Raw genomic sequence first — 20,293 nt, forward strand, 5'->3', positions numbered from 1 at the left:
AAGCACAAAGTTAGAAAAATTTAACGTTTTGCACTTAATGGAGAAAGTAGAAAACAACATAAAATTCCAAGCAAAACGGCAAGCCCAAAAGTTTTTACAGGGATAAATGCACTACAGACAAGACTTCCAAAAGAAATCATCGTCGTCGCTGCCGAAAGCATAATCGCTAGAGTGGTCACCGATTTTTGACGACCGCCTTCCCTAAAGAACAAAGCATAATCTATACCTATACCGAGTGTCAAAATCACACCGACAATGGCAAAGAAATTAAATTCCATATTCAGATAGCCAAACGCAGACGCCACAAAGAAACTTGCCAAAATTGGAGATCGCAAAATCCTCAAAGCATCAGTAAACTTATACACAACTACAAGAATAATAAACATCACAATATACGCCAAACCAACAAGCGTCAAAGAGATTCGTGAAATTTTCGTGAGCGACGCATTGATATTTTGCATTTTATTCACCGCATAGACATGAGGCAAATTCTTAGCCATTTGTCGAGCATCAAAATTTTCCGTGACATGGAGCGGGAATACGGCGCTATAATACTTTTTGCTCTGAGAATCGCCGACCGCACCAATCCACAACATTTCTAGCAGTGAACGAAATGAGTGCGGGAGCATTTTTGAATTTTCAGAGAACAAGCTTTTAAGCTCGACGTACTTTGCGTCCCCCTTTAAACCTTCTACGAACAGGGAATCTTTCTGCACACCAATTTCCGTTAAGAAATCCCGACTTGCAAGCAAACGCTGGGCATCGTCAAAAGTCTTTTTTTGAGTTTCAAGCGACGGAACAAAGCTGGACACCGCTAAATACGATTTCAGCTGTTTTTTCTTTTCAGCCTGCAAAAGACGCGATGCCAGAACCTCTTCACGTTGCAAGACTTCTTCTTCGCTATCGCCTTCTACAATAAAATAGTTGGGCGATATTCCGATATTATTCAATTTACGATTTAAAGTTTCCCCCGCTTTTAGCTTGTCGCTCATCGAATAAAGACTGCCCAAATCTGTATGGATTTTGAGAGAGCAAAGCCCCGGCAACAACGCAATAACGAAAAAGACAAAAAACAGGACAACAACCCACGTAGGTAATTTAGAATAGCACTTATTGAATTTTTTAGGAATAGATACTGGAAGATTCTTTACAGACAAGCTATTGTTTTTCACCCTGACATTTCGCGGTCTTTCAAACACATCGTGGAACAAAAGCGTAATGGTCAAGAACGAGCTCAACAATCCCACAATCGAAAATACCGCCATTTGTCGCAATAGCGGAAAATTGGCAAAGGTAAGTGCGATATAGCTAAATTCTGTTGTCAAGAATCCAAGCAAAAGCCCCTTAAAAATCTTGGTACGAATATTGCGAACGCCAGACTTCCAGTTCGTGAAAAAATGCACCGAGTAATCAATGCTGACACCGATTACACTTGTACCAAAAACAAACGTAAATACATGGACTTTCCCGAAAACAAACCACGTAAACACGAGCGCCGTAAAAACGGCAAGTAAAATCGTCGATATCGTTGCGGCAATAGGCAAAGCCGAGCGGTAAACATAAAGAAGCAACAGCAAAATCAAAAAGATGGAAACACCCGAAATCAATGCAATTTCAGATTTTGCTTCTTTCGAGCTTTCGTAGCTATGGAACGGAGCTCCCGACGCCGCAACACGCAATCCAGAATTTGCCTTTTCTAAAGAATCCAGCACGCGATTCACGCGCCCAATCACATGATCGTCTGACGCCATCGAAGAAACACTTTCAGAAAGCACCGCATTCCACATCACGTATGTAGCCCCAGAATCTTGAGCGGCAAGCACGCCATCACGCAAACTAAAATGCGTAGAGGTCATCGGCGAATTCTTCATGTAATTTTCAAAAGAAGATTCTCCAAGCAAAAACGGATCTTCTTCGAGGCGGTTCAAATTGACCATAGAAAACGAGCCGTATATTTTCTGGAGGGCGCTAAGCTTCAACGCTTCAATATTTCCCGATGAAAGAGCGTCTCGGACATCATCGCCCTGAATTGTATAACGATGGTCAAACAAGAAATTGCGAGTCTCGCCCAATGTATTTTCATCAACAAAAAGTCGAGTTTCCGTTAAGGAGGGATCATCCTTAAAAAGACTATCTAGCGAAACAGCGACTTTGCGTGCAACCTCAAAATTTTCATGCCCGACGAGAACCGTAATATTTCGCATGGTGCGGTTACTGAGGGCATTCTCAGCCTCGCTCACATTTTGAATTTCATTGAAATCCGGCAAGATGGAATACAGATTAGAATCAAGTTTCCACGGAACTGAGATGCCGAGAACAATCAAAACAATATGAACAAGAGCCCAAACTTTCATAATAAGAATCCTGTACTACGGAGCCCCCGGCTGTTCTGCCGAATTTTCATTTGATGTTTTTTGATTTGAAAACTCGTATACCACAGGGGACCCCTCACCATCCGTAATAACGACTTTTTCCAAATTTTCGGATACATCCATCACAATGTTAGCAATGACTTTTTGCACCGCTTTTTCTCGCGGAACAAGCCCTACCGTATATCCATTTGACGTCTTTTCACAAAATATATTAAAGTTCGTTTCTAATTCTGAGAGATTTCCAGAAAAAACAGCCTGAATAGTTTTTGAAAACTGAGCAAAAACAGGATTATCATTCGAAGAAATGATACGAACCTGACCGTTCACGTTTCGTTCAGAAATACCCGCATCCGAAATAGTCAACTCCGATGGAAACGGCTTTTGAGTCTTCCAGACAATGCCTGAAGTTTTTGAAATGCGGAACGTCCCCGTCGAAACGAAATCACGATTCAGCTTCTTTATAGACTTCGTCTGCTTGAAATCTCCTGTCACGACATCATGGCGAGTCATTTGGAGGAGTACACTCGACAACTCCTGTTTCGACGTTGCGTTCACAGGATGGTCAAAAACGGCAGCCATGGATAAAGACATGGACAAAGCAAGGACAAGTAATAGTATCATCCCATTTAATCTACAAAAAATGCTTCTAGCCATTTTCAAGAATAGCTCGAACTTTTTCAACAAAGCACGCCGGGCATGCCCAAAGGGATTCTTTAGTCTGCATATCGACCGCCATTTGGGTACTTTCGGCCTTTGTAAGCACAGTTCCCGATTCAGCATCCATAAATTTATAAGAGAGCTTCATGCAGACTTCGTATTCTTCGAGAGTCACGACAGCACGAATTTTTTGCATAAAAATCATGGGGCGGATATACTTGATATGCATATCCACAACGGGCCAAACGTAACCGCTACGCGTCATTTCGTTGTAATCGTAACCGATTTTACGCAACAACGCACATCGGGCAACTTCCATGAACTTCACGTAATTGCCATGCCATGCGACCTGCATGGAATCGACATCGTAAAATTCAATCTGGAATTCAACCGTTTCCTTGATTTTCTTTACAGCCATACGAATTAGGTCCTTTATACCGCGTAAAATTTATTGCGGATGAGTTCCAATGTATTACGCAAATCCTTTTCAAGCTGACGGTCGCATTCTAGCGGTGCAAACTTGGAGAACACCTGATCATAAGTATCCTTCAGATTCTTGATGCGTTCTTCCGAAATTTCCTTGCGTTCCAAGCGGATGCGAAGTGCCTGAGCAGAAGCTAAAAGCGTTGCCGCAGCCACCTGTTCTGAAAGTTCCAATACGCGGATGCAGTCGCGGGCTGCAATCGTACCCATGCTGACCTTGTCCTGGTTGTGGCATTCCGTTGAACGGCTAAACACGCTCATCGGCATCGTCAAATGCAAAGCTTCGGCGGTCCAAGCAGAAACGCCAATCTGAACAGCCTTGAAGCCGTGGTTGATATCGTAATCGCCCTTGCTACCTGCAAGATTCGGCGGCAAGTTGCGGTTAAACTTGATATCGACAATCATGGCGAGCTGACGGTCCAAAAGGTCTGCAATGTTTGCAACCATATTCTTGAGCGTATCCATCGCTAGGCAGATGTGTCCGCCGTAGAAATGCCCACCGTGGAAAATGTTTTTCGTGAACGGGTCGACAATCGGATTGTCATTGGCACTGTTGAGTTCAATTTCAATCAGCTGGCGCAAGAAAGCACTGGAATCATAGAAAAGTCCAATCACATGCGGAGCGCAACGCAGTGAATACGGATCCTGAATTTTTTCAGGAACAACGTTCTGCACGACTTCGAGATTCAAGGCTTCACGCATCTTCTTTGCGGCAAGTCCAAGCCCCGGATGCGGCTTCGCTTCGAACAAGCGTTCATAATAGTGATAGGCATTGCCCTTCATGGCAACCGTAATCATCGCCGTAATGCGGCAAGCCAAATCCGAAAGGTATTCGGCACGGGAATAAGCCATGCAGGCAACCGCATTCATCGCCGCCGTACCGTTCATAATGGCAATAGCTTCTTTCGGACGGAACTTGTGCGGAGTAATTCCCAATTCCTTCATCACGTCCAGAGAAGAACGGCGTTCGCCCTTGTACATCACATCGCGCTCGCCAATCACGGCACCTGCCAAATACGAAAGCGGAGTCAAGTCGCCGCTAGCACCCACAGAACCTTCCTGCGGAATCAGCGGCAAGATATCATTCTGCAAGAACTGCATGATGATTTTCAAAAGAGCGTAGCTCACGCCCGAAAAGCCCTGCGCAAGCGTATTCAGGCGAACCGCCATAATAGCGCGAGTCGTTTCTGCATCAAAATAATCGCCGAGACCGCAACCATGAAAACGCGTCAAGTTGATAGGAAGCTGATAATAATGCTCCGGCGGCAACACCTGCGTGCAGGAATCGCCATAACCCGTCGTCACGCCATAAATGCCACCGTGTTCAGCAAGTGCTTCATCCAGGAATTCAGCACCCGAATCAATCTTTTTCTGAAATTCAATAGAGCTATCGAGTTCAACAGCCACCTGCTTTTTCGCAATAGCGACCACATCTTCAATAGTTAATTTTTTACTTCCGATAACGACTGTTTTCATGAGATTGTTCTCCACCTATTTTTCTAATCTTTCCCAAAAGTTGTAGAAATTGTACCACTGATAAGGATGTTCTTTGCACAGCCTTTCCAACAACTCAGTGTATTCCTGCAAAAGCTTTTTCAAGCGCTCCGGACGCTCTTTACGTGAGCAGTCCAAAGACGTTTTAGCCCGCACCACATGCATTTCGTATGCTGAGCGGATATTAAAATCGTGTTTGCGAATCGCAAAAATGAAATAAACAGGAGCATCAAGGATGCCCGCCAATGAAAACGCGCCTTCCGGGAAATTTGCAGTATCCCCTAAAAACGTTGTTTCAATCACGCGATTTCTTGAATTAGCAGACGTGCGATCCCCAGCGATTACAACGAAGTTGCCATTGTGAATTTGTTCTTTCATCCACACCGCAGTATTTACATCAATGCGGTTTGCATCCACAACATGGTCCATCAATTCCGGATTCAATTCACGCAAGAGGCTATTAAATTTTGAAGTTACCGAAAAGTCAAGTACCGGGAAAACTTCAAACTTTCGCTTCGTCATGTATTCGCCATACCCCGTCAGCGAACGAAGCATTTCCATATTCCCTAAATGTGAACAAATGGCAAAAGCACCTTGCCCATTTTCGAACCCGTCCATCAACGAATGCAAATCATCATTTTGCGTTTCAATTTGGTTCAGCTTGATAGCCCCCTTCCAGCCAAGCAACTTTTCCATCATCGAAAGGGCAAACGAATAGATATGCTTATACGTCCCCAATAAATCAACGCGTTTCCCGTTCGCCTTGAACACATGTTCCAGATAAACTTTAGAACGAACACGAACAGGCTTCGCTCCCAGCCAAAAGAAGAAGCAAACCACAGCCGTAATGATTTCGACCATGAACAGCGGCAGATGACATACCATCCAAAGCATAAAGCGGAAATGCCACATGCGACCGCCCACTTCCTTGATGTCCGCCCAATGCGCCTTCAAGACATCATTTGTATTCAAATTTGGGGTATTCGCGTCCATGTTATTTCTTTTTAAACAGACGGCGAGCCAGAATCAAAGGCAGTCGAATCAACATGCCAAAGAAGAGCATCGAATGCGTGAGCGAAATGGCGACATTGTCATGGAACATTCTAAAGTTCGAAACTCCGTCTTCCGGATAGCTTACCTTGATCGGGTAAAAACGCATCTTTAAGCCAGCCCAAGAGAGTCGCACTAAAATTTCAATATCAAAGCCCATGCGGTTGTTACGGAAACGGCGAACCACTTTCCAAGATGTTGCCAGCGGGTACACGCGAAAACCGCACATGGCATCGGGAATGTCCTTCGAAAGCGTTTCGACAGCCACCCAGAAATTCGTGACCTTACGGCCGTTTTCACGAGATTTTGGAACAGAATCATCGTACTGCGGGAATCCACAAATCATATCAGCAGGGTGCTTTTTCGCCGCCTTCATGAAAAACGGAATAGCCTCCATATCGTGCTGACCATCGGCATCGACCTGAAGAGCATGCGTATAGCCAGCAGCGACAGCAGCTTCCATTCCAGAGCGCACCGCACCGCCTTTACCGCGATTGACTTTGTGTGTTACAAGTTCCACATTCGGAAATTCCTTGGTGATTTGCACCAGAATTTCATGACCTTCCGGAGCATTGCCATCATCAACAAGAATCACGGGCAGATTGTAAGAGACAAGCTTTTCGACAACAGCACGGGACGCCTTTTCGTGCCTGTACACAGGTACAATCGCACAAAGTCGAACATCGACGTTTTTTGCATCAGCTTTAGCCAAGGGATTCCTCCGGATTCATCGTGAACGAACCGCTTGAATGCATCTTTTCGTTGCCTTGTGCATCAGGCATACTTGTAAAGCTAAACGTCACCTTAGCGGCATCAGCATTATAAGAAACCTTGAGCATCACAGGAACATCAGGCAAAATGGGGCTTGCGAACTTGGTACGATGAATTTTAGAAAGCTTTTTAGGCACATCCAAGAAATTTCGGGCAAGGCGAAGCACCATATCCACTTGAGCGACTGCCGGGAGCAACTTAAACTCTGGGAAATGTCCATCGTAGTAATCGCTCGTCGCCGGGAACAAAAGCTTTGCTGTCAAAGCCCCCGGTTCACGACGGAACTTCAAAATCTTAAAGTTCGGACTTTCAGGCAAATTAAACAAAGCCTGGATATCGCGCATGCGGATTTTGCCTTCGGTATTCTGCGGCAATTCTTCAAGATAGCGCCACTTCTTTGGAGAAACGGTATTCTCTATAAACTGGAGCAAATAATCATGGAAATAATTATTGATGGCAAGTTTCGGTAAGCCCGCAAACTTTTCACGCCCAACCTCGTTCAGCACAATCGCGGCAGCCAAGTACTGGCGTTTGCCCACCATCGGTACCACACGCACATCTTGCACCAAGCCAGTCTGCTTCAAGCGATTTTCCACTTCAGGGAGCGAGATTCGTTTTTCTTCAATTTTCACAATCGAATCCGAACGTCCCTTGAGCAAGAAACGACCGTCGTCATAGAGGTCCACCAAGTCCCCCGTCGTGAAACCATCAGCTTCCAAAATGTAGCTCGACTTGATGTTCAAGCATCCGTTTTCGGCAACACTCATTTTGCAAACTTCAAACGGTTTCCAAACAGCGCCATTCTTGGACTGGCGATAAGCAATGCCACCAGTTTCGGTGCTGCCATAAATTTCCATCGGCCAATAGCCAACGAGTTCACTTGCTTTTTGAGCCACCTCCACAGGGAGCGGGCCACCCGAAGAGTAAATAATCGGCGGGCACTTAAAATCAATCGGCTTGTCCGCTTCGGCAGCCAAGCGCTTCAAGAACGCAGGGCTCGAAGCCACAACTGCAGCCTCCCCCGCAATGTTTGCAAGTTCAGTTGGGAAATCGATACGATGCCTACGGAACGGGAGTCCCGTCGCAATAGGCAAAAGCGCCGTAAACAACAAACCGTAAATATGATGGTGGTTTACAGTACTAAAGACTTTGCGATCGACCCAGTCGTTTCCAAAGACTTTCACGAGTTCAAAAAGTTCATTTTCAAATTGCATAAACAATTTGAATACGGCCTTCGGCTCTCCCGTCGTGCCCGACGTGTACATTACCATTTCAGCCTTGGTTTTATCAAACTTGCCGAACTTAATTTCGCGGGAATTGTCACCATCCGAGCAGTGCGCATTTTCACCCGCGAGTACATCCTGAATCATCGTCGCAGGCATTCCTGCGATATCACCCGTAAAAGGTTCATCCGTCAAGAATCCGTATTCAGGCTTCTTGATTTCCTTGATAAACGCATCTTGGCGATTCGCGGTCACAAGCGCCTTGCGACCGCTTTGGAGCATCGCCAAAAGCGATACCGTAAAGAAATACGAATCTTCGCAATGCAAAATCCATGGTGTATTTTCACGAGCTTCAAGGTAATAACGCACCTTGGAAACATCGCTCACGAAATCGCCCCAGATTTTGCCATCAGCGACAAGCGCTCCATCCGGGCGAGAATCCTGTTCCAAATCACATACAGGAACGTATGACTGCATTTTGCTCTGCACCATTTTTCGAATCCCAAATTCCACTGTAAAAAAAATTCCAACTAAAATGTAGGAAATTAATCCGTTATATAACGACCAAACTTTATCAGACCCAATAAAAACGGTGGTTGTTGAAATGGATGCATTCACAACAAAAAAAACACACCACGCCAAAGTCACCTTATTGCAATAACGTTCCACCGATTTTAACGACGGAGAATTTTTCAGATTTTTATTCCCAAGCATCGCCATGCGAAACGCAAAACTCGGAGTCCGCCAAAGCGTAAATCCAAAAAACGCAAGCAAACTCAAGTTGACAAGTACTGGGTAAAACTTGACAAATAAAATGTTATCTGCAAAAAATGCAATAACCGCGCACACAAGCACAAGTGCAATAAGCACAGCCATGCGTAAGCGGTCCAACTTTGACGAATTGCGCGTAAAGTTCAGAAAATGAAAAAACGCAAGCGATAAAAGCAAGAGGCTCAATCGCCTTGGCGAGAGCCCCCAAAATTCTAACCCGCAATAAACGATTAACGGGTACAGAACAGAAATTGCGGTAAAGAGAACCTTTCCCGCGATCGATTTCATTACTTGCTTTCCGAGTGGATCAAGTTGTAGATAGCGTCCACCACATCCTGCAACGTGCGAACGGCCTTAAACACTTCCGGATCAATATTTCTCGGCAAAAAGGACTTCAACTTGACAATCAAGTCAACGGCATCAATGCTATCCAGTTCCAAGTCTTCGTAAAGCTTGGCTTCCGGCACGAGCTTTGATTCGTCAATATCGAAATCTTCGATAAGAGCAGCCTTGATTTTTTCAAAAATTTCCTGTTTTTCCATAAATCAACCCTTAGAATGTTCAGAAATATAAGCAGCAAGAGCATCTACAGAAGCAAAATGCTTCTTCGTTTCTTCTTTTACCGTTGAAAAAGTGACACCAAACTTTTCCTTGATGGCAATACCCAGTTCAAGGGCGTCGATGGAATCCAGGCCAAGACCTTCACCCTTTTCGTTCTTGCCAAAAATCGGAGCAGAATCTACGATATCATCAGGTGTGATATCTTCCAATTCCAAGGATTCAATGATGACATCCTTAATGCGGTTGTTCAAATCGGACATGAGTTTTATCCTTAATTAATCTTTATTTCACGTACCCCAATATAGAAAATTAATTTTATATTAATTTACAACATAGAAAACTTCTATTTTGTAATTGTTAAAATGTTTGAATTTTACAAAGACGACTCCATTGATGCAGTGAACGCCAAATTCGAAGCGCAAAAGATTGCTTTTTCCCCACTAAGTTTTCAGGCAATCCGCGCACTTAAGAACATGGGAATTCTTGGCGAAATCAGCAACGCCCGCAAAAAAGGCATAACGATTTCGGAGCTTTCGCAAAAAACAGGCGTTTCGGAATACGGTGTCAAGGTTCTTGTCGAGATGGGACTTGGCATGGGAGTTGTCAAAATCAACAAGGATTCCGAAGAGAACAAGGAACGTTTTACGCTCGGGAAAATCGGCTTTTTTCTCTTGTTTGATGAAATGACTCAAGTAAATATGGATTTTTCGCAAAATATCTGCTACCGCGGTGCAGAAAACCTGGAAGAATCCATCCGTGAAGACAAGCCCGCAGGACTCCCGCATCTCGGACCGTGGAAAACCGTATACGAAGGGTTATCGAAACTCACAGATCTGCAAAAAAAGAGCTGGTTCGGCTTTGACCATTTCTATTCGGACCAATCCTTTCCCGACGCCCTCCCCATTGTATTCGAAAAGCTGATCCAACACCTGTTTGATATCGGCGGAAATACCGCCAAATGGGCAATCTCCTGTTGCAAGTACAACAAGGATGTCAAGGTTTCCATCATCGACCTCCCTGGTCAGACCGCAGTCGCCGAAAAGAACGCTAAAGAAGCAGGCTTTGCCGACCGTATCGACGCCATCCCTTGTAACGTCCTCGACAACGCCACCGAATTCCCTCAAGGTGCAGACGTCGTCTGGATGAGCCAGTTCCTGGATTGTTTTTCACTGGACCAGATTAAACTGATTTTGACGAAAATACGCAAGGCAATCACGCCAGAAACAGATATCTACGTATTGGAAACTCTTTGGGATAAGCAACGCTTTGAAGCCGCCGCCTATTCATTACAGGCAACATCACTCTACTTTACCTGTATCGCCAATGGCAACAGCAAAATGTACCGCTATGCAGAACTTAAAAACGCCATAGAAAGCGCGGGCTTCGAACTCAAAGAGGCTCACCACAACCTTGGTCCAAGCACACATTCCCTCCTCCGTTTCCGCATAAAGCAAGCATAACCATGTCAGACAACACCATTCATCCAAAAATCTATATCGAAAAGATTGCAAGTTTTGTACCGACAGAGGCAAAACCAAAACCCGATGTTTCATTTGTCCCGATGCTCACAAGACGTCGCCTGAGCTACATTTCTCGTATGGTCGTTCTCGTCAGTGACCAGGTTTCTCAAGATAAAGACGGAAACAAGCTCACCCCCAGCAAAGTCACATTTGCATCGCAATTTGGCGAAATCAGCCAGCAGTTGAAAATTTCCCAAACACTCATCGACACGGGAACGGTCTCGCCCGCCCATTTCAGCCTTTCCGTATTTAACGCCGCTGTCGCAAACGCCTCCATTCTCGAAACAAACACCGCAGGCTACTCCGCCGTTTTTTCCGGAAAAGACGCTTTTACCACCGGACTGACAGACTGCTTAGCCGCCCTCGAAAACGAGCCTAGCGACACCCGCACGTTCATCTTTGCAGACGAGCTTATCCCCGAAACTTACGCTCCCGTTGCAGGAGTACCCTACCCAAACGCCGTTTGTGCCCTCGCCCTCAGACTGACCACAGACGAATCTAAGGCTGACCCAGCTCTTAAGAATATCGATGTTACAAACCAGCTTGCACAGCTCAAGATGTTGCAGAACAATTTCGACACCGCCGCAGAACAGGCGATAGCATTCCTCTGCGCTATCGATATGCAAAGGAATTAGCCCCGATGATTCAAAAGATCCGCTACGTCTGGCATGTTATCGCCAAACTGTTCAGTTTTGCACTTTTTGGCTCGTTTAGCCTTTTAGTTGCAGTATTCGGTTTTCCGATTATGCACGTTTTTGCAGGCTTTTCAGAAAAGCGTTTCAAGACCATAGCACGCAAGCTAAATCATTTATTTTTCATCATTTACATCAAAATCATCAGCTTTATCGGCTGCATCCGCGTAAGCGTCGAAAACAAGGAAGCCCTCGCCAACCTCCGTTCCAAAGTCGTCATCGCCAATCATCCCTCCATTCTCGATGTCGTCATCTTGTTTTCGCTCGTTCCCAACGCCGATTGCATTGTCAAAGGCGACCTCGTCAAGAACAAATTCGTTTCACTGATCATCAGAAACCTCTATATTCCGAACAACATTCCCTTCGACGACCAGCTAGAACTTGCCAAAAAATCGATGGAAGAGGGCAACAACCTCATCATTTTCCCGGAAGGTACCCGTTCAAAACCCAATGAGCCTTGGGAATTTAAGAAAGGTGCTGCCAGATTTGCACTTTACTCAAAAAACGATATAGTTCCTGTTTTCTTTGGCGGGAATGAAAAAATTGGCATTCGCAAACACGATAAAATATTGCAGTACCACCCCACAGAACGCTACCAGTACAACCTTAAGGTCCTAGATCCGATTTCGGTAAAGGAATTTGAGGACGTCCCTATGACCAAAAGTGCTATCGTTCTCACGAAAAAAATGAAGGATATTCTCGAGGCAGAGCTTCCAAACAAGTGAATATTATCACTTATTTTTGCAAATCAGCCCCATATATTCTCAGTTCATCGTTTATTTTACATTTTAGGCAAAAAAGTTCTTTTATTTTTTCCTTACTTTTGCTAGATTATATGTAAGAACAACCGCTCATGAGCTTTACATAGCACTGCTCATTTAAGCAGTTTTATGTAAAGTTTAACGAGCATAAACGAGGACTAGCAATATGATCAAAAAAATCTTAGCGGCATCTCTTGCTCTTGCAGCATCAATTTACGCTACCGAACGAGTCTATATGGCTCCGTTCAACATGATTGGGTTAAACGAGAATTTCGCATTGCCTGCCGAAAAACTCCTCAACACCTATATCGAAGATAACAAGAACTTCATCTTGCTCAACTACACCGAACAAGACTCCGTCAAGGCAGGCGACCGCGTTGCCGCAAACAAAAAAGCAATCGAAAAGAACTGCTCCAAGTTCATCATTGCAGAATTCACCCGCCTCGGCGAAAACGTCATCACCTCGTTCAAGCTTTATGACGTCAACAACGAAACCGCCGTCTGGAGCGACCGCCTTAAGGCTAAGAATCCGGACGATTTTGACCCGATTATCCAGCGCGTCGCCCGTAACATAGGTACAGACAAGAAGGCAACCGATGACGACGATATTTACTCCGTGACCGAACAGGAAACGAAGACCCGCAAAAAGAAGAGCATGTCCTCTTATATCGGAGGCCAGATTACAAGCATGGTTCCGGTCAATCCCGAAGCAAAATTCGAAGGTGGCTTTGGTTTATTCGTTCTCTACGATGCTAGAAACTGCTTGTTCGGCTTCGACTGGTCTATCCACAATATCGATTCCAAGAAAACGCATAGACCGACCCTTTCTGGTTTGACACTCTCTGCCTACTACCCGTTTGGCACCAAGAACATCACTCCGTTTATCGGTGGCGGCCTTGCATATAGCAGACGCAGCGTCGAACTCGACACCTATCGCTATTATGACGAAGACGACGAAGTGGTCTCTAGTGGCCTTACCGGCGAAATTGGCGGCGGTGTGATCCTCAACCGTGCAAGCCGCGTGATGTTCATTGCACAGGTCAAATACTTTGCGGACTTCTTTGAATCTCCGTTTGTCGAATATAGAGATCAAAAGGTCGGAGATTACGGCATGAATACTCAAGTCATAACCAAGAACTACTACATCAACGGATTTAAGTTCAGCTTGGGTCTCGGTTTTGGTATCTAACAGCAAATAATATTTTGTATCTTTAGCCGTGAAAACAACATTATTTCACGGCTTTTTATTTGAGGTTTTGTATGATTAAAACGGAAAATATTTTCAAAAAACTGTGCTGTGTCGCGATCGCTTGTGCAACCACGCTTCTCTTAAGTTCTTGTGCAGGCTCGTATGACAGATACCAGGAAGAAGCTGACAAGTACAAGCCTTGCAATTGTGATGGTTACCACATGAACCACGCGGAATGGCATTATGTGGACAGATTCGGTCAGAAAGTCGATGTGATTGGCAAGTGCACTAGAGGCATGAAGAACGGAAACTTCGATTTCTACGTCAACGGAATACAGGTCGCTCGCACAAAGTTCAGCCGCGATGAAGAAATCAAGACCAAATGCTTTATTAACGGTGTACAGACCTACAACTTGTACACTTGCATGAGCATCAACGCCAACGGAATGAATCCCAATGTTCAAGGCAATAATCAAGCTCCTGCCGTCCAAGCTCCGGTCAAAAAGAGCGTTTGGGACTAACAAAATACTCTAAAAATTTTTATCTTTAGCCGAGAAATCATAGCCGATTTCACGGCTTTTTTATTTGAGGTTTACAATGGCTAAGAAGAAAGATACCCAGACTAACATGTGGACAGGCCGCTTTGCTAGTGGCATGGCTCAGAGCATGGTCGATTTAAGTTTCAGCTTGCAGTTTGATGCTGAACTCATCGAAGAAGATATCGAAGGAAGCATCGGACATGGCAAGGGTCTCGTGGAATCGGGCGTTCTTTCGAAGGCTGATTATAAGAAGATTTGCGATGGCCTCAAGAGCATTCTCGATGATTATCACGCCGGCAAGAACCTTTGGTGCGATAGCGACGAAGACATCCACATGGCCGTAGAACGCGTGCTCACCGAACGCATCGGTGCCCTTGGCAAAAAAATCCACACGGGCCGCAGCCGCAATGACCAGGTCTGCACGGACTTTAAGCTTTACATGCGTCACCGCGCTGCTGAAATCCGCCAGCTCGAAATTGAACTTATGGAAACGGTTTTGGACCTTGCCAAGAAGTACTTTGGCAAGATGATGCCGGGTTACACGCACTTGCAGCAGGCACAGCCGATTTACTTTAGCCATTACCTCATGAGCATGTTCTTTGCCGTGAGCCGTGACGTGAAGCGTCTCGACAACTTCTTGGAATTGCACAGCCAGCTCCCGCTCGGCAGTGGCGCCATGGCAGGTTCAGCATTTCCGTACCACCGCGCACTCGTCGCCGAAGCCCTTGGCTTTAAGGACGTGAGCCCGAACAGCATTGACGCCGTAAGCCATCGCGACATGATGCTCGAATTCGAGGCGGACCTCGCCATCATCGCAAACACGATGAGCCGTTACGCCGAAGACTTTGTGAACTGGAGTACTTGCGAATTTGGATTCCTCACGTTGCACGACGCATTCTCCAGCGGTTCTTCGATGATGCCGCAGAAGAAGAATCCGGACTCCATGGAACTGATTCGCGGAAAGTCTGGCCGCATGCTCGGAAACTTTACCGCACTTTACACGCTCGTGAAGGGCGCTCCGCTCAGCTATAGCCGCGACTTGCAAGAAGACAAGGAACCGGTCTTTGACAGCGTCCACAACGTGAAGGTGATTCTCCGCGTGATGAAGGAAGCTTTGGAAACGGCTCGTTTCAACTTCGAGACAATGCACGCCAAGATGCTCCCGGCGCTCCTCGCAACAGACCTCGCCGACTTGCTCGTGGAAGCAGGCGTTCCGTTCCGCGACGCCCACCACGTCGTGGGAAGCCTCGTCGGCGATGCAGCACGCCAGGGCAAGCAGTTCACGGAACTTTCTGACGAGGCTTGGGCCGCCGCAGGCGTCCCGGACGTCGCCAAGATGAAGAAAACGCTTACGTTCGAATACAGCGTAAGCAAGCGTAACATTGAAGGCGGTACGGGTCCGAAGTCCGTAAAACAGCAGTTCACGAAGGCTGCAGCACTCCTCAAGAAGCTCAAGAAGTAATTGCCTCCGAAAAATGGCGACCCCGGAATAAAAGCAACCAAGGCGAACGCTGCGAAAATACTTGCATTTTCATAGCTGAGCCGAAGGGATTTGTACTTGTACAAATCCGGGGTGACATTACAAATGTGAAAATGCCGTGCATTCAAGTGCACGGCATTTTTGCAATAACCATTATTCCATCAAAACGTTATTCAGCCTTGATGCAGCGGACGGAGAATTCATCTGAAGTACTGCGGAGGACTGCACTAGGTATGCTATAGTAATTGATCCATGCCGCTAAAGCGTTATTTTCTTCAGTAGCATTCGAAAGCCAGAAGTAAGCGCTTGTCTTCAAGTCAAAGTAACCACTGCTTTCGCGACCGCCAGCCGCCTTGGCATCAAAGCCCCAGGAATTGAGACCTTTAGAAGCCTTATCGCTCCAGCCTGTTGTAGAACGCAAATGGACATTCGACAAAGCCGTTCCCGCCAAGCTCGTAAAGACAGATGAAGACGGCAGCGTCCATCCATCAGGGCAAACACTCTTGGCAGCTTCATAAGTATAAAGGCGACCATACTTTTCGCAATTTTTATTATCGTCATTGTAGCAGTGGCTGCCCTTGACATCAAGGTTCATGTTGTCAGCCATCCAAGTAACACCCTTAATTTCAATCGTTCTATAAGACTGACCATCGATTTTCAAAGTACCATAGTTATGTGGGATTTCGTCAATGAACGAAGAATCGAGCGCCCCCGTGACACGCGCATTATAACTACTTACAACACAACGAACGGACAAGCCATGGTCTTTATAAAAATTGCCTTCCTGTAATAATTCAACATCGTTGCGAAGCTGTAAGCCATAAGCCGTTCCCGCATCCTTTTCTTTTGCAGCCCAGAAGAACGCAATTTGACCTGTGCTGAGGAACGTTTCGCCATCATTGTTGCGGCGTCCAGAAGCCAAAGCGTTAAAGCCAAAGCGATTCGTCGGAGCAGGCACCTTGTCAGATTCATCCCATGTTTTTATGGACTTCAAGCTCGTGCCGGATCCTTCCCCATTGTTGTTCAAATCCACATACTGCATCAAATTCTGCCATTCAGACGGACTCGGCAAATGCCACCCCGCAGGGCAAACACCTTGTATATTACTACCACTAGTACGTGCGCCATACGTTGAAAGGAATTTTTTATCCAAATCCATCGCCGCAGTCCAGGAATAAAGGCGACCATACTTGGTACATTTTTTATCGTCTTCATGGCACCAGGAGTTGCCCTTGAGATTTTTCATGCTCGTGGAATCAGCATAACGAAGGTTCTCCGCCATCCAATAGAGGCCATCAATCAAAGTAACACTATATTCATTGCCATCACGACTATCTATAAGCTTGCCATCCTTAATTTCAGCAGGACGTTCAACACTCTTTAAAACATGTTCATCAGCAGGAGAGCAACCAACAAGACCACCAATAGCAACAGAAGCGGCTAACAGAAAATAATTCTTCAGCTTCATAAAGAACCCCTTTTAACGTTGTTTACACAGATAAATGTATATTATTTTTTGTCTTGCGGAACTAATCTGTCTACAATTCTGAACAAATCGTTGTAAATTTCGAGGAAGTCTTCGATCCAAATAGGGTCGTGTTCGCCAACAATGTGGAATGTTTCTTCGAGTGTGTGGAGGGAGTTGTAAAGACCCACGGTCGAACCCGCCGGCTGAACGTATCCGCCACTGTACGCAGACGATGCGACAATGCGGGCGCGGTAACTACGACGAAGTCGTGCGATCAAGGCACTGCGGAGCGCCAAGAGTTCGTCATGCGCAACGAGATATTCGCCTTTCTGAATCCAGCCATCGACAATGTTCAAACGACGATTGATGGAATCGCGTTCGGTTGCCGGCACAAGCATTTTCTTTGTCGAAAGTGTCGAACGGATACGCCCCACAATTGTGTTGAGCAAATCGGCATTCCAGAAAATCATCGGCGGGCGCGCATCGCCCTTGTTCGTCTCGAGAGCGGGCTTGTGGGCTTGAATCCAGCGGTCCAACTTCTGCGCGACTAGTTTTGCCTCGGGATAACGGTCCACCGCCACATATTCCTGGGCGCGCGTGTAAAGCGTATCCGCATAAACCATCCGCCAATGCGAAAGCTTGCCAGTCTTGCGAATGGCATCAATGCTAGCCTTGATTTCGGACAGTTTTTCGGTAAGCTCTTCCATTAGGGCGTTACCTCAGCTGTTTTGTTGGACTGGAGCGGGGTTACACCGATTTCCACGCGACGGTTCAAACGGCGATGTTCTTCGCTATCGTTCGGGTATTTCGGGCGGTGTTCGCCAAAGCCAGCGGCAAAGAGCCTGTCGGGCGGGAAACCCATTTTCACTAGCATCTTGACCACGTTCACGGCACGTTCCGTAGAAAGGTTCCAGTTCGTATAGGATGTCGAACCGCTAAACGGAATGTCGTCTGTAAAGCCACTCACCATGATCACATCTGTAGAATCAAGAGCTTCCAAAAGCCCCTTGCTGATACCGCGAATCACGCCCTCACCTTCTTTGGTGAGGTTTGCGCCGTTAATCGGGAAAAGGAAACTCGCTTGAATCTGGATTTTGCCATCTTCGAGCGCGATAAGGCCTGCTTCGATGGAAGTCTGCAAGCTCTTAGACAAAAGCGCATTGCGTTCTGCCGCTATCTTACGCATCTGTTCCTGGCAGCTGAGCACTTCTTCTTCGGTACGCGTGAGGTCTTCCGCTTTTTGTTCCTTGAGGGTCGCCATCGCCACAAACGCAAGGATAAAGAGCGAAACGAGGGCCACGCCCAAGTCCGTGTACGCCATCCATGGATTGCTATTTTCGTCTCTATTGCGACGCATGATTAACCTTCAGCTTTAGGTTGAGCGGGAATTGCAGAACGCTGTGTCTGTTCGAGAACTTCGAGCAAGATTTCCTGAGTCTTGACCGCATTTTCCATGAGCACTTCGCTCGCGCGTTCATGGAAGGCTTCGAGAGACTGGTTGAGGTGTTCAACAAAGTTGTCTTCTTCTTCGTGTTCTGCGGTATCGCCGGAGAGCTTTTCGAGAATCGTTTCGAGGCCGCTACGCAGCATTTCGAGATTGGCGCTGAGTTCGGACTGGTTCACGCGCATAAGTTCTGCGGTTTCCACGATGTTTCCGCCAAGAGCATCCGTAGCTTCTTTTTCCTTGACCACGCGATTGTCGATGCTTTCGGTAAGAGCCTTTTGAGCTTCGAGAAGCACGCTCGACGTTTCGGAAAGCTTCTGGAATGCACCGAGAATGTCGGAGGAAAGAGCACCGAGCTTTTCGGAAACGTTCTGCGAAAGTTCTGCAGAACCCGCCTGAGCCTTTTCGGCAACCTGGAGAGCCACGTTCTTGAGCGTTTCGAGACCTTCGCGCTGGGAATCCACGTTGGCAGTCGTCTTGTCTTCGAGGCGCTGCATAAAGTCGGCCCACTGTTCGCTAGACTGCTTGACCTGTTCGGCGACGGAATCACCAATGCTCTTAGAAGCTTCGTCCATTGCATCCTTAGTAAGGTATGCCACATCCATCGTGCCCTTCGCCACATCCTGAAGGCCAGCCTTAACATCGAAAGCAACGCCATCAAGGCCTGCTTTAACTTCAGAGGCGACCTTAGAAAGTGCGGTTTCCACATTGCCAGAAACTCCATCAAGCGAAGACTTAACGCCAGAAGAAAGACCATCAAGACTAGCATTCAAGGCGACAGAAATACCATTGAGTTTATCGTCAAGCTTCGACGGGATTGCCTCAACGGACTTGGAGAGCGCACCGATATTTTCGTTGATCGGGCTGAAAGCGTTCGTCACAGAAGCGCCAACAAGCTCGCCAAACTTCTGCGTTGATTCGTTCATATTCGCCACAGCACCAGCGAGAGAATCGTTGACCGTCTTAATAGAAGAGGTCATTTCAGTAGAAACCTTCTGGACAGATTCCACAACATCCTGGTTTAGCTTCGAAGTCATGGCAGAGAGTTCCTCGCCCACCATCGAAACAACACCAGCCAAACCTTCCTTCACGGAAGATGCAATCACGGACAAATTCTTTTCAACAGATTCAAAGAGGCGTTCAAGTTCGTTCTTATCTTCTTCAATCACACCTTCTGCGCTTTCATCTTCTTGCATATCGAGCGTGAATGTATCGAGGTGCGCCATGAATTCATCGCGCTTGGAGCTGAGCACCGTACGGCTTGCACTCAAAATCAAAGCGGCAAACAAACCACAAAGGCTAGTACCGAAAATGCCCTTCATGTTCTGAAAAAGCACCTGAATCGTATCAAGCGTACCCTGCGTCGTAGAATTGTCAATCGCACCACCAGCGGTTGCCACAGACTGCATAAGGCCGAAGAACGTACCCATAAGGCCGAGAAGAATGACCGTCGAACCCACGCTACGGTTGAGCGGAATCGAAGAACCCGACGAAAGCACGTCAAACGCAATCGGGGAATCGAGGCGGATGTTCTTTTGCAACAGACGCTTTGCAAGTTCAATTCTCTTCGCGACAACGCCCGTTCCCGGTTCCGGATAAGCGTTCCCTTTTTCGCAAGAATCGATAACTTCGTCTTCGGCGATAATCTGCTTCATCTTGCGGATGGCAGAAAATTGCTCCACCAAGTAAACAGCCATGATAGCAATCATGATGATCCAGCCAAATGCCGGGGCGCCAAAGTAGAGAGCGCCTGCGATAAGGGCTACAAAACCCACCACCGTCAAAATAAGAATCGTATTGAATGCATTTTTCATTTTT

Annotated in this window: 19 protein-coding genes; 6 read left to right on the forward strand and 13 right to left on the reverse strand. The window is 46.4% G+C overall.

Annotation, left to right across the window (positions count from 1 at the left end; genetic code table 11):
• Positions 1-20 precede the first annotated feature (20 nt).
• The 9 genes from BUC30_RS07760 to BUC30_RS07800 all read right to left on the reverse strand — a co-directional run bounded on the left by BUC30_RS07760 (position 21) and on the right by BUC30_RS07800 (position 9,642).
• Positions 21-2,354, reverse strand: coding sequence for an MMPL family transporter (locus BUC30_RS07760; RefSeq protein WP_073424305.1), 2,334 nt, complete (start codon positions 2,352-2,354; stop codon positions 21-23).
• A 15-nt stretch (positions 2,355-2,369) separates the two neighbouring features.
• Entirely contained in the window at positions 2,370-3,026 is a 657-nt protein-coding gene (locus BUC30_RS07765; protein ID WP_073424306.1) for a LolA family protein, read from the reverse strand.
• Positions 3,019-3,447, reverse strand: coding sequence for an acyl-CoA thioesterase (locus tag BUC30_RS07770; RefSeq protein ID WP_073424307.1), 429 nt, complete (start codon positions 3,445-3,447; stop codon positions 3,019-3,021). The genes BUC30_RS07765 and BUC30_RS07770 overlap by 8 nt, the downstream gene beginning before the upstream one ends.
• A 14-nt stretch (positions 3,448-3,461) precedes the next feature.
• A complete protein-coding gene (locus tag BUC30_RS07775) occupies positions 3,462-4,988 on the reverse strand; it encodes an HAL/PAL/TAL family ammonia-lyase (RefSeq protein ID WP_073424308.1) in 1,527 nt (508 codons plus the stop codon).
• A 15-nt stretch (positions 4,989-5,003) separates the two neighbouring features.
• The gene (locus tag BUC30_RS07780) at positions 5,004-5,999 is read right to left on the reverse strand and encodes an LpxL/LpxP family acyltransferase (protein WP_073424309.1); all 996 of its coding nucleotides are present in this window, start codon (positions 5,997-5,999) and stop codon (positions 5,004-5,006) included.
• Position 6,000: 1 nt separating this feature from the next.
• Positions 6,001-6,768 carry a glycosyltransferase family 2 protein gene (locus BUC30_RS07785; RefSeq protein ID WP_073424310.1) on the reverse strand — a complete coding sequence of 256 codons (768 nt, stop codon included), beginning with the start codon at positions 6,766-6,768 and terminating at the stop codon, positions 6,001-6,003.
• Positions 6,761-8,527 carry an ApeI family dehydratase gene (locus BUC30_RS07790; RefSeq protein ID WP_244536547.1) on the reverse strand — a complete coding sequence of 589 codons (1,767 nt, stop codon included), beginning with the start codon at positions 8,525-8,527 and terminating at the stop codon, positions 6,761-6,763. Before BUC30_RS07790 ends, BUC30_RS07785 begins: the two co-directional genes overlap by 8 nt.
• A gap of 581 nt (positions 8,528-9,108) precedes the next feature.
• A complete protein-coding gene (locus tag BUC30_RS07795; protein ID WP_073424312.1) occupies positions 9,109-9,363 on the reverse strand; it encodes an acyl carrier protein in 255 nt (84 codons plus the stop codon).
• Positions 9,364-9,366: 3 nt separating this feature from the next.
• Positions 9,367-9,642, reverse strand: coding sequence for a phosphopantetheine-binding protein (locus tag BUC30_RS07800; protein WP_073424313.1), 276 nt, complete (start codon positions 9,640-9,642; stop codon positions 9,367-9,369).
• A gap of 102 nt (positions 9,643-9,744) precedes the next feature.
• Between BUC30_RS07800 and BUC30_RS07805 the strand changes: the two genes are divergently transcribed.
• The 6 genes from BUC30_RS07805 to argH all read left to right on the forward strand — a co-directional run bounded on the left by BUC30_RS07805 (position 9,745) and on the right by argH (position 15,545).
• On the forward strand, positions 9,745-10,842 hold the full coding sequence (locus tag BUC30_RS07805) for a methyltransferase (protein ID WP_073424314.1): 1,098 nt from the start codon (positions 9,745-9,747) through the stop codon (positions 10,840-10,842).
• Between the two features lie 2 nt (positions 10,843-10,844).
• Complete coding sequence (locus BUC30_RS07810) at positions 10,845-11,537, forward strand: beta-ketoacyl synthase chain length factor (protein ID WP_073424315.1); 693 nt, start codon at positions 10,845-10,847, stop codon at positions 11,535-11,537.
• A gap of 5 nt (positions 11,538-11,542) precedes the next feature.
• A complete protein-coding gene (locus BUC30_RS07815) occupies positions 11,543-12,319 on the forward strand; it encodes a lysophospholipid acyltransferase family protein (RefSeq protein ID WP_244536549.1) in 777 nt (258 codons plus the stop codon).
• A 202-nt stretch (positions 12,320-12,521) separates the two neighbouring features.
• Positions 12,522-13,544 (forward strand): hypothetical protein, encoded by a 1,023-nt coding sequence (locus BUC30_RS07820; protein WP_073424316.1) that lies wholly within the window; start codon positions 12,522-12,524, stop codon positions 13,542-13,544.
• A 71-nt stretch (positions 13,545-13,615) separates the two neighbouring features.
• Complete coding sequence (locus BUC30_RS07825) at positions 13,616-14,065, forward strand: hypothetical protein (protein WP_073424317.1); 450 nt, start codon at positions 13,616-13,618, stop codon at positions 14,063-14,065.
• Positions 14,066-14,141: 76 nt separating this feature from the next.
• A complete protein-coding gene (argH, locus tag BUC30_RS07830) occupies positions 14,142-15,545 on the forward strand; it encodes an argininosuccinate lyase (RefSeq protein WP_073424318.1) in 1,404 nt (467 codons plus the stop codon).
• Positions 15,546-15,732: 187 nt separating this feature from the next.
• Here the strand turns inward: argH and BUC30_RS07835 are convergent, their stop codons facing one another.
• The 4 genes from BUC30_RS07835 to BUC30_RS07850 are packed head-to-tail and all read right to left on the reverse strand — an operon-like array spanning position 15,733 to position 20,289.
• The gene (locus BUC30_RS07835; RefSeq protein ID WP_073424319.1) at positions 15,733-17,031 is read right to left on the reverse strand and encodes an FISUMP domain-containing protein; all 1,299 of its coding nucleotides are present in this window, start codon (positions 17,029-17,031) and stop codon (positions 15,733-15,735) included.
• 41 nt (positions 17,032-17,072) lie between these two features.
• Positions 17,073-17,738, reverse strand: coding sequence for a hypothetical protein (locus BUC30_RS07840; RefSeq protein ID WP_073424320.1), 666 nt, complete (start codon positions 17,736-17,738; stop codon positions 17,073-17,075).
• A complete protein-coding gene (locus tag BUC30_RS07845) occupies positions 17,738-18,388 on the reverse strand; it encodes an OmpA/MotB family protein (RefSeq protein ID WP_014545120.1) in 651 nt (216 codons plus the stop codon). The genes BUC30_RS07840 and BUC30_RS07845 overlap by 1 nt, the downstream gene beginning before the upstream one ends.
• Before the next feature lie 2 nt (positions 18,389-18,390).
• Entirely contained in the window at positions 18,391-20,289 is a 1,899-nt protein-coding gene (locus BUC30_RS07850) for a fimbrial protein (RefSeq protein WP_073424321.1), read from the reverse strand.
• Positions 20,290-20,293 lie beyond the last annotated feature (4 nt).

Origin of the sequence: Fibrobacter sp. UWB7 (assembly GCF_900142945.1) — a bacterium.
In the GTDB taxonomy this organism is placed as follows: Bacteria; Fibrobacterota; Fibrobacteria; order Fibrobacterales; family Fibrobacteraceae; genus Fibrobacter.

Bases quoted from the DNA above. Each gene is read 5' to 3' on its own strand.
- BUC30_RS07835 (WP_073424319.1), bottom strand. From the start codon at position 17,031: ATGAAGCTGAAGAATTATTTTCTGTTAGCCGCTTCTGTTGCTATTGGT.
- BUC30_RS07850 (WP_073424321.1), bottom strand. From the start codon at position 20,289: ATGAAAAATGCATTCAATACGATTCTTATTTTGACGGTGGTGGGTTTT.
- BUC30_RS07780 (WP_073424309.1), bottom strand. From the start codon at position 5,999: ATGGACGCGAATACCCCAAATTTGAATACAAATGATGTCTTGAAGGCG.
- BUC30_RS07820 (WP_073424316.1), top strand. From the start codon at position 12,522: ATGATCAAAAAAATCTTAGCGGCATCTCTTGCTCTTGCAGCATCAATT.
- BUC30_RS07790 (WP_244536547.1), bottom strand. From the start codon at position 8,527: ATGCAGTCATACGTTCCTGTATGTGATTTGGAACAGGATTCTCGCCCG.
- BUC30_RS07765 (WP_073424306.1), bottom strand. From the start codon at position 3,026: ATGGCTAGAAGCATTTTTTGTAGATTAAATGGGATGATACTATTACTT.
- BUC30_RS07845 (WP_014545120.1), bottom strand. From the start codon at position 18,388: ATGCGTCGCAATAGAGACGAAAATAGCAATCCATGGATGGCGTACACG.
- BUC30_RS07760 (WP_073424305.1), bottom strand. From the start codon at position 2,354: ATGAAAGTTTGGGCTCTTGTTCATATTGTTTTGATTGTTCTCGGCATC.
- BUC30_RS07810 (WP_073424315.1), top strand. From the start codon at position 10,845: ATGTCAGACAACACCATTCATCCAAAAATCTATATCGAAAAGATTGCA.
- BUC30_RS07770 (WP_073424307.1), bottom strand. From the start codon at position 3,447: ATGGCTGTAAAGAAAATCAAGGAAACGGTTGAATTCCAGATTGAATTT.
- BUC30_RS07795 (WP_073424312.1), bottom strand. From the start codon at position 9,363: ATGGAAAAACAGGAAATTTTTGAAAAAATCAAGGCTGCTCTTATCGAA.
- BUC30_RS07840 (WP_073424320.1), bottom strand. From the start codon at position 17,738: ATGGAAGAGCTTACCGAAAAACTGTCCGAAATCAAGGCTAGCATTGAT.
- BUC30_RS07805 (WP_073424314.1), top strand. From the start codon at position 9,745: ATGTTTGAATTTTACAAAGACGACTCCATTGATGCAGTGAACGCCAAA.
- BUC30_RS07800 (WP_073424313.1), bottom strand. From the start codon at position 9,642: ATGTCCGATTTGAACAACCGCATTAAGGATGTCATCATTGAATCCTTG.
- argH (WP_073424318.1), top strand. From the start codon at position 14,142: ATGGCTAAGAAGAAAGATACCCAGACTAACATGTGGACAGGCCGCTTT.
- BUC30_RS07815 (WP_244536549.1), top strand. From the start codon at position 11,543: ATGATTCAAAAGATCCGCTACGTCTGGCATGTTATCGCCAAACTGTTC.
- BUC30_RS07775 (WP_073424308.1), bottom strand. From the start codon at position 4,988: ATGAAAACAGTCGTTATCGGAAGTAAAAAATTAACTATTGAAGATGTG.
- BUC30_RS07825 (WP_073424317.1), top strand. From the start codon at position 13,616: ATGATTAAAACGGAAAATATTTTCAAAAAACTGTGCTGTGTCGCGATC.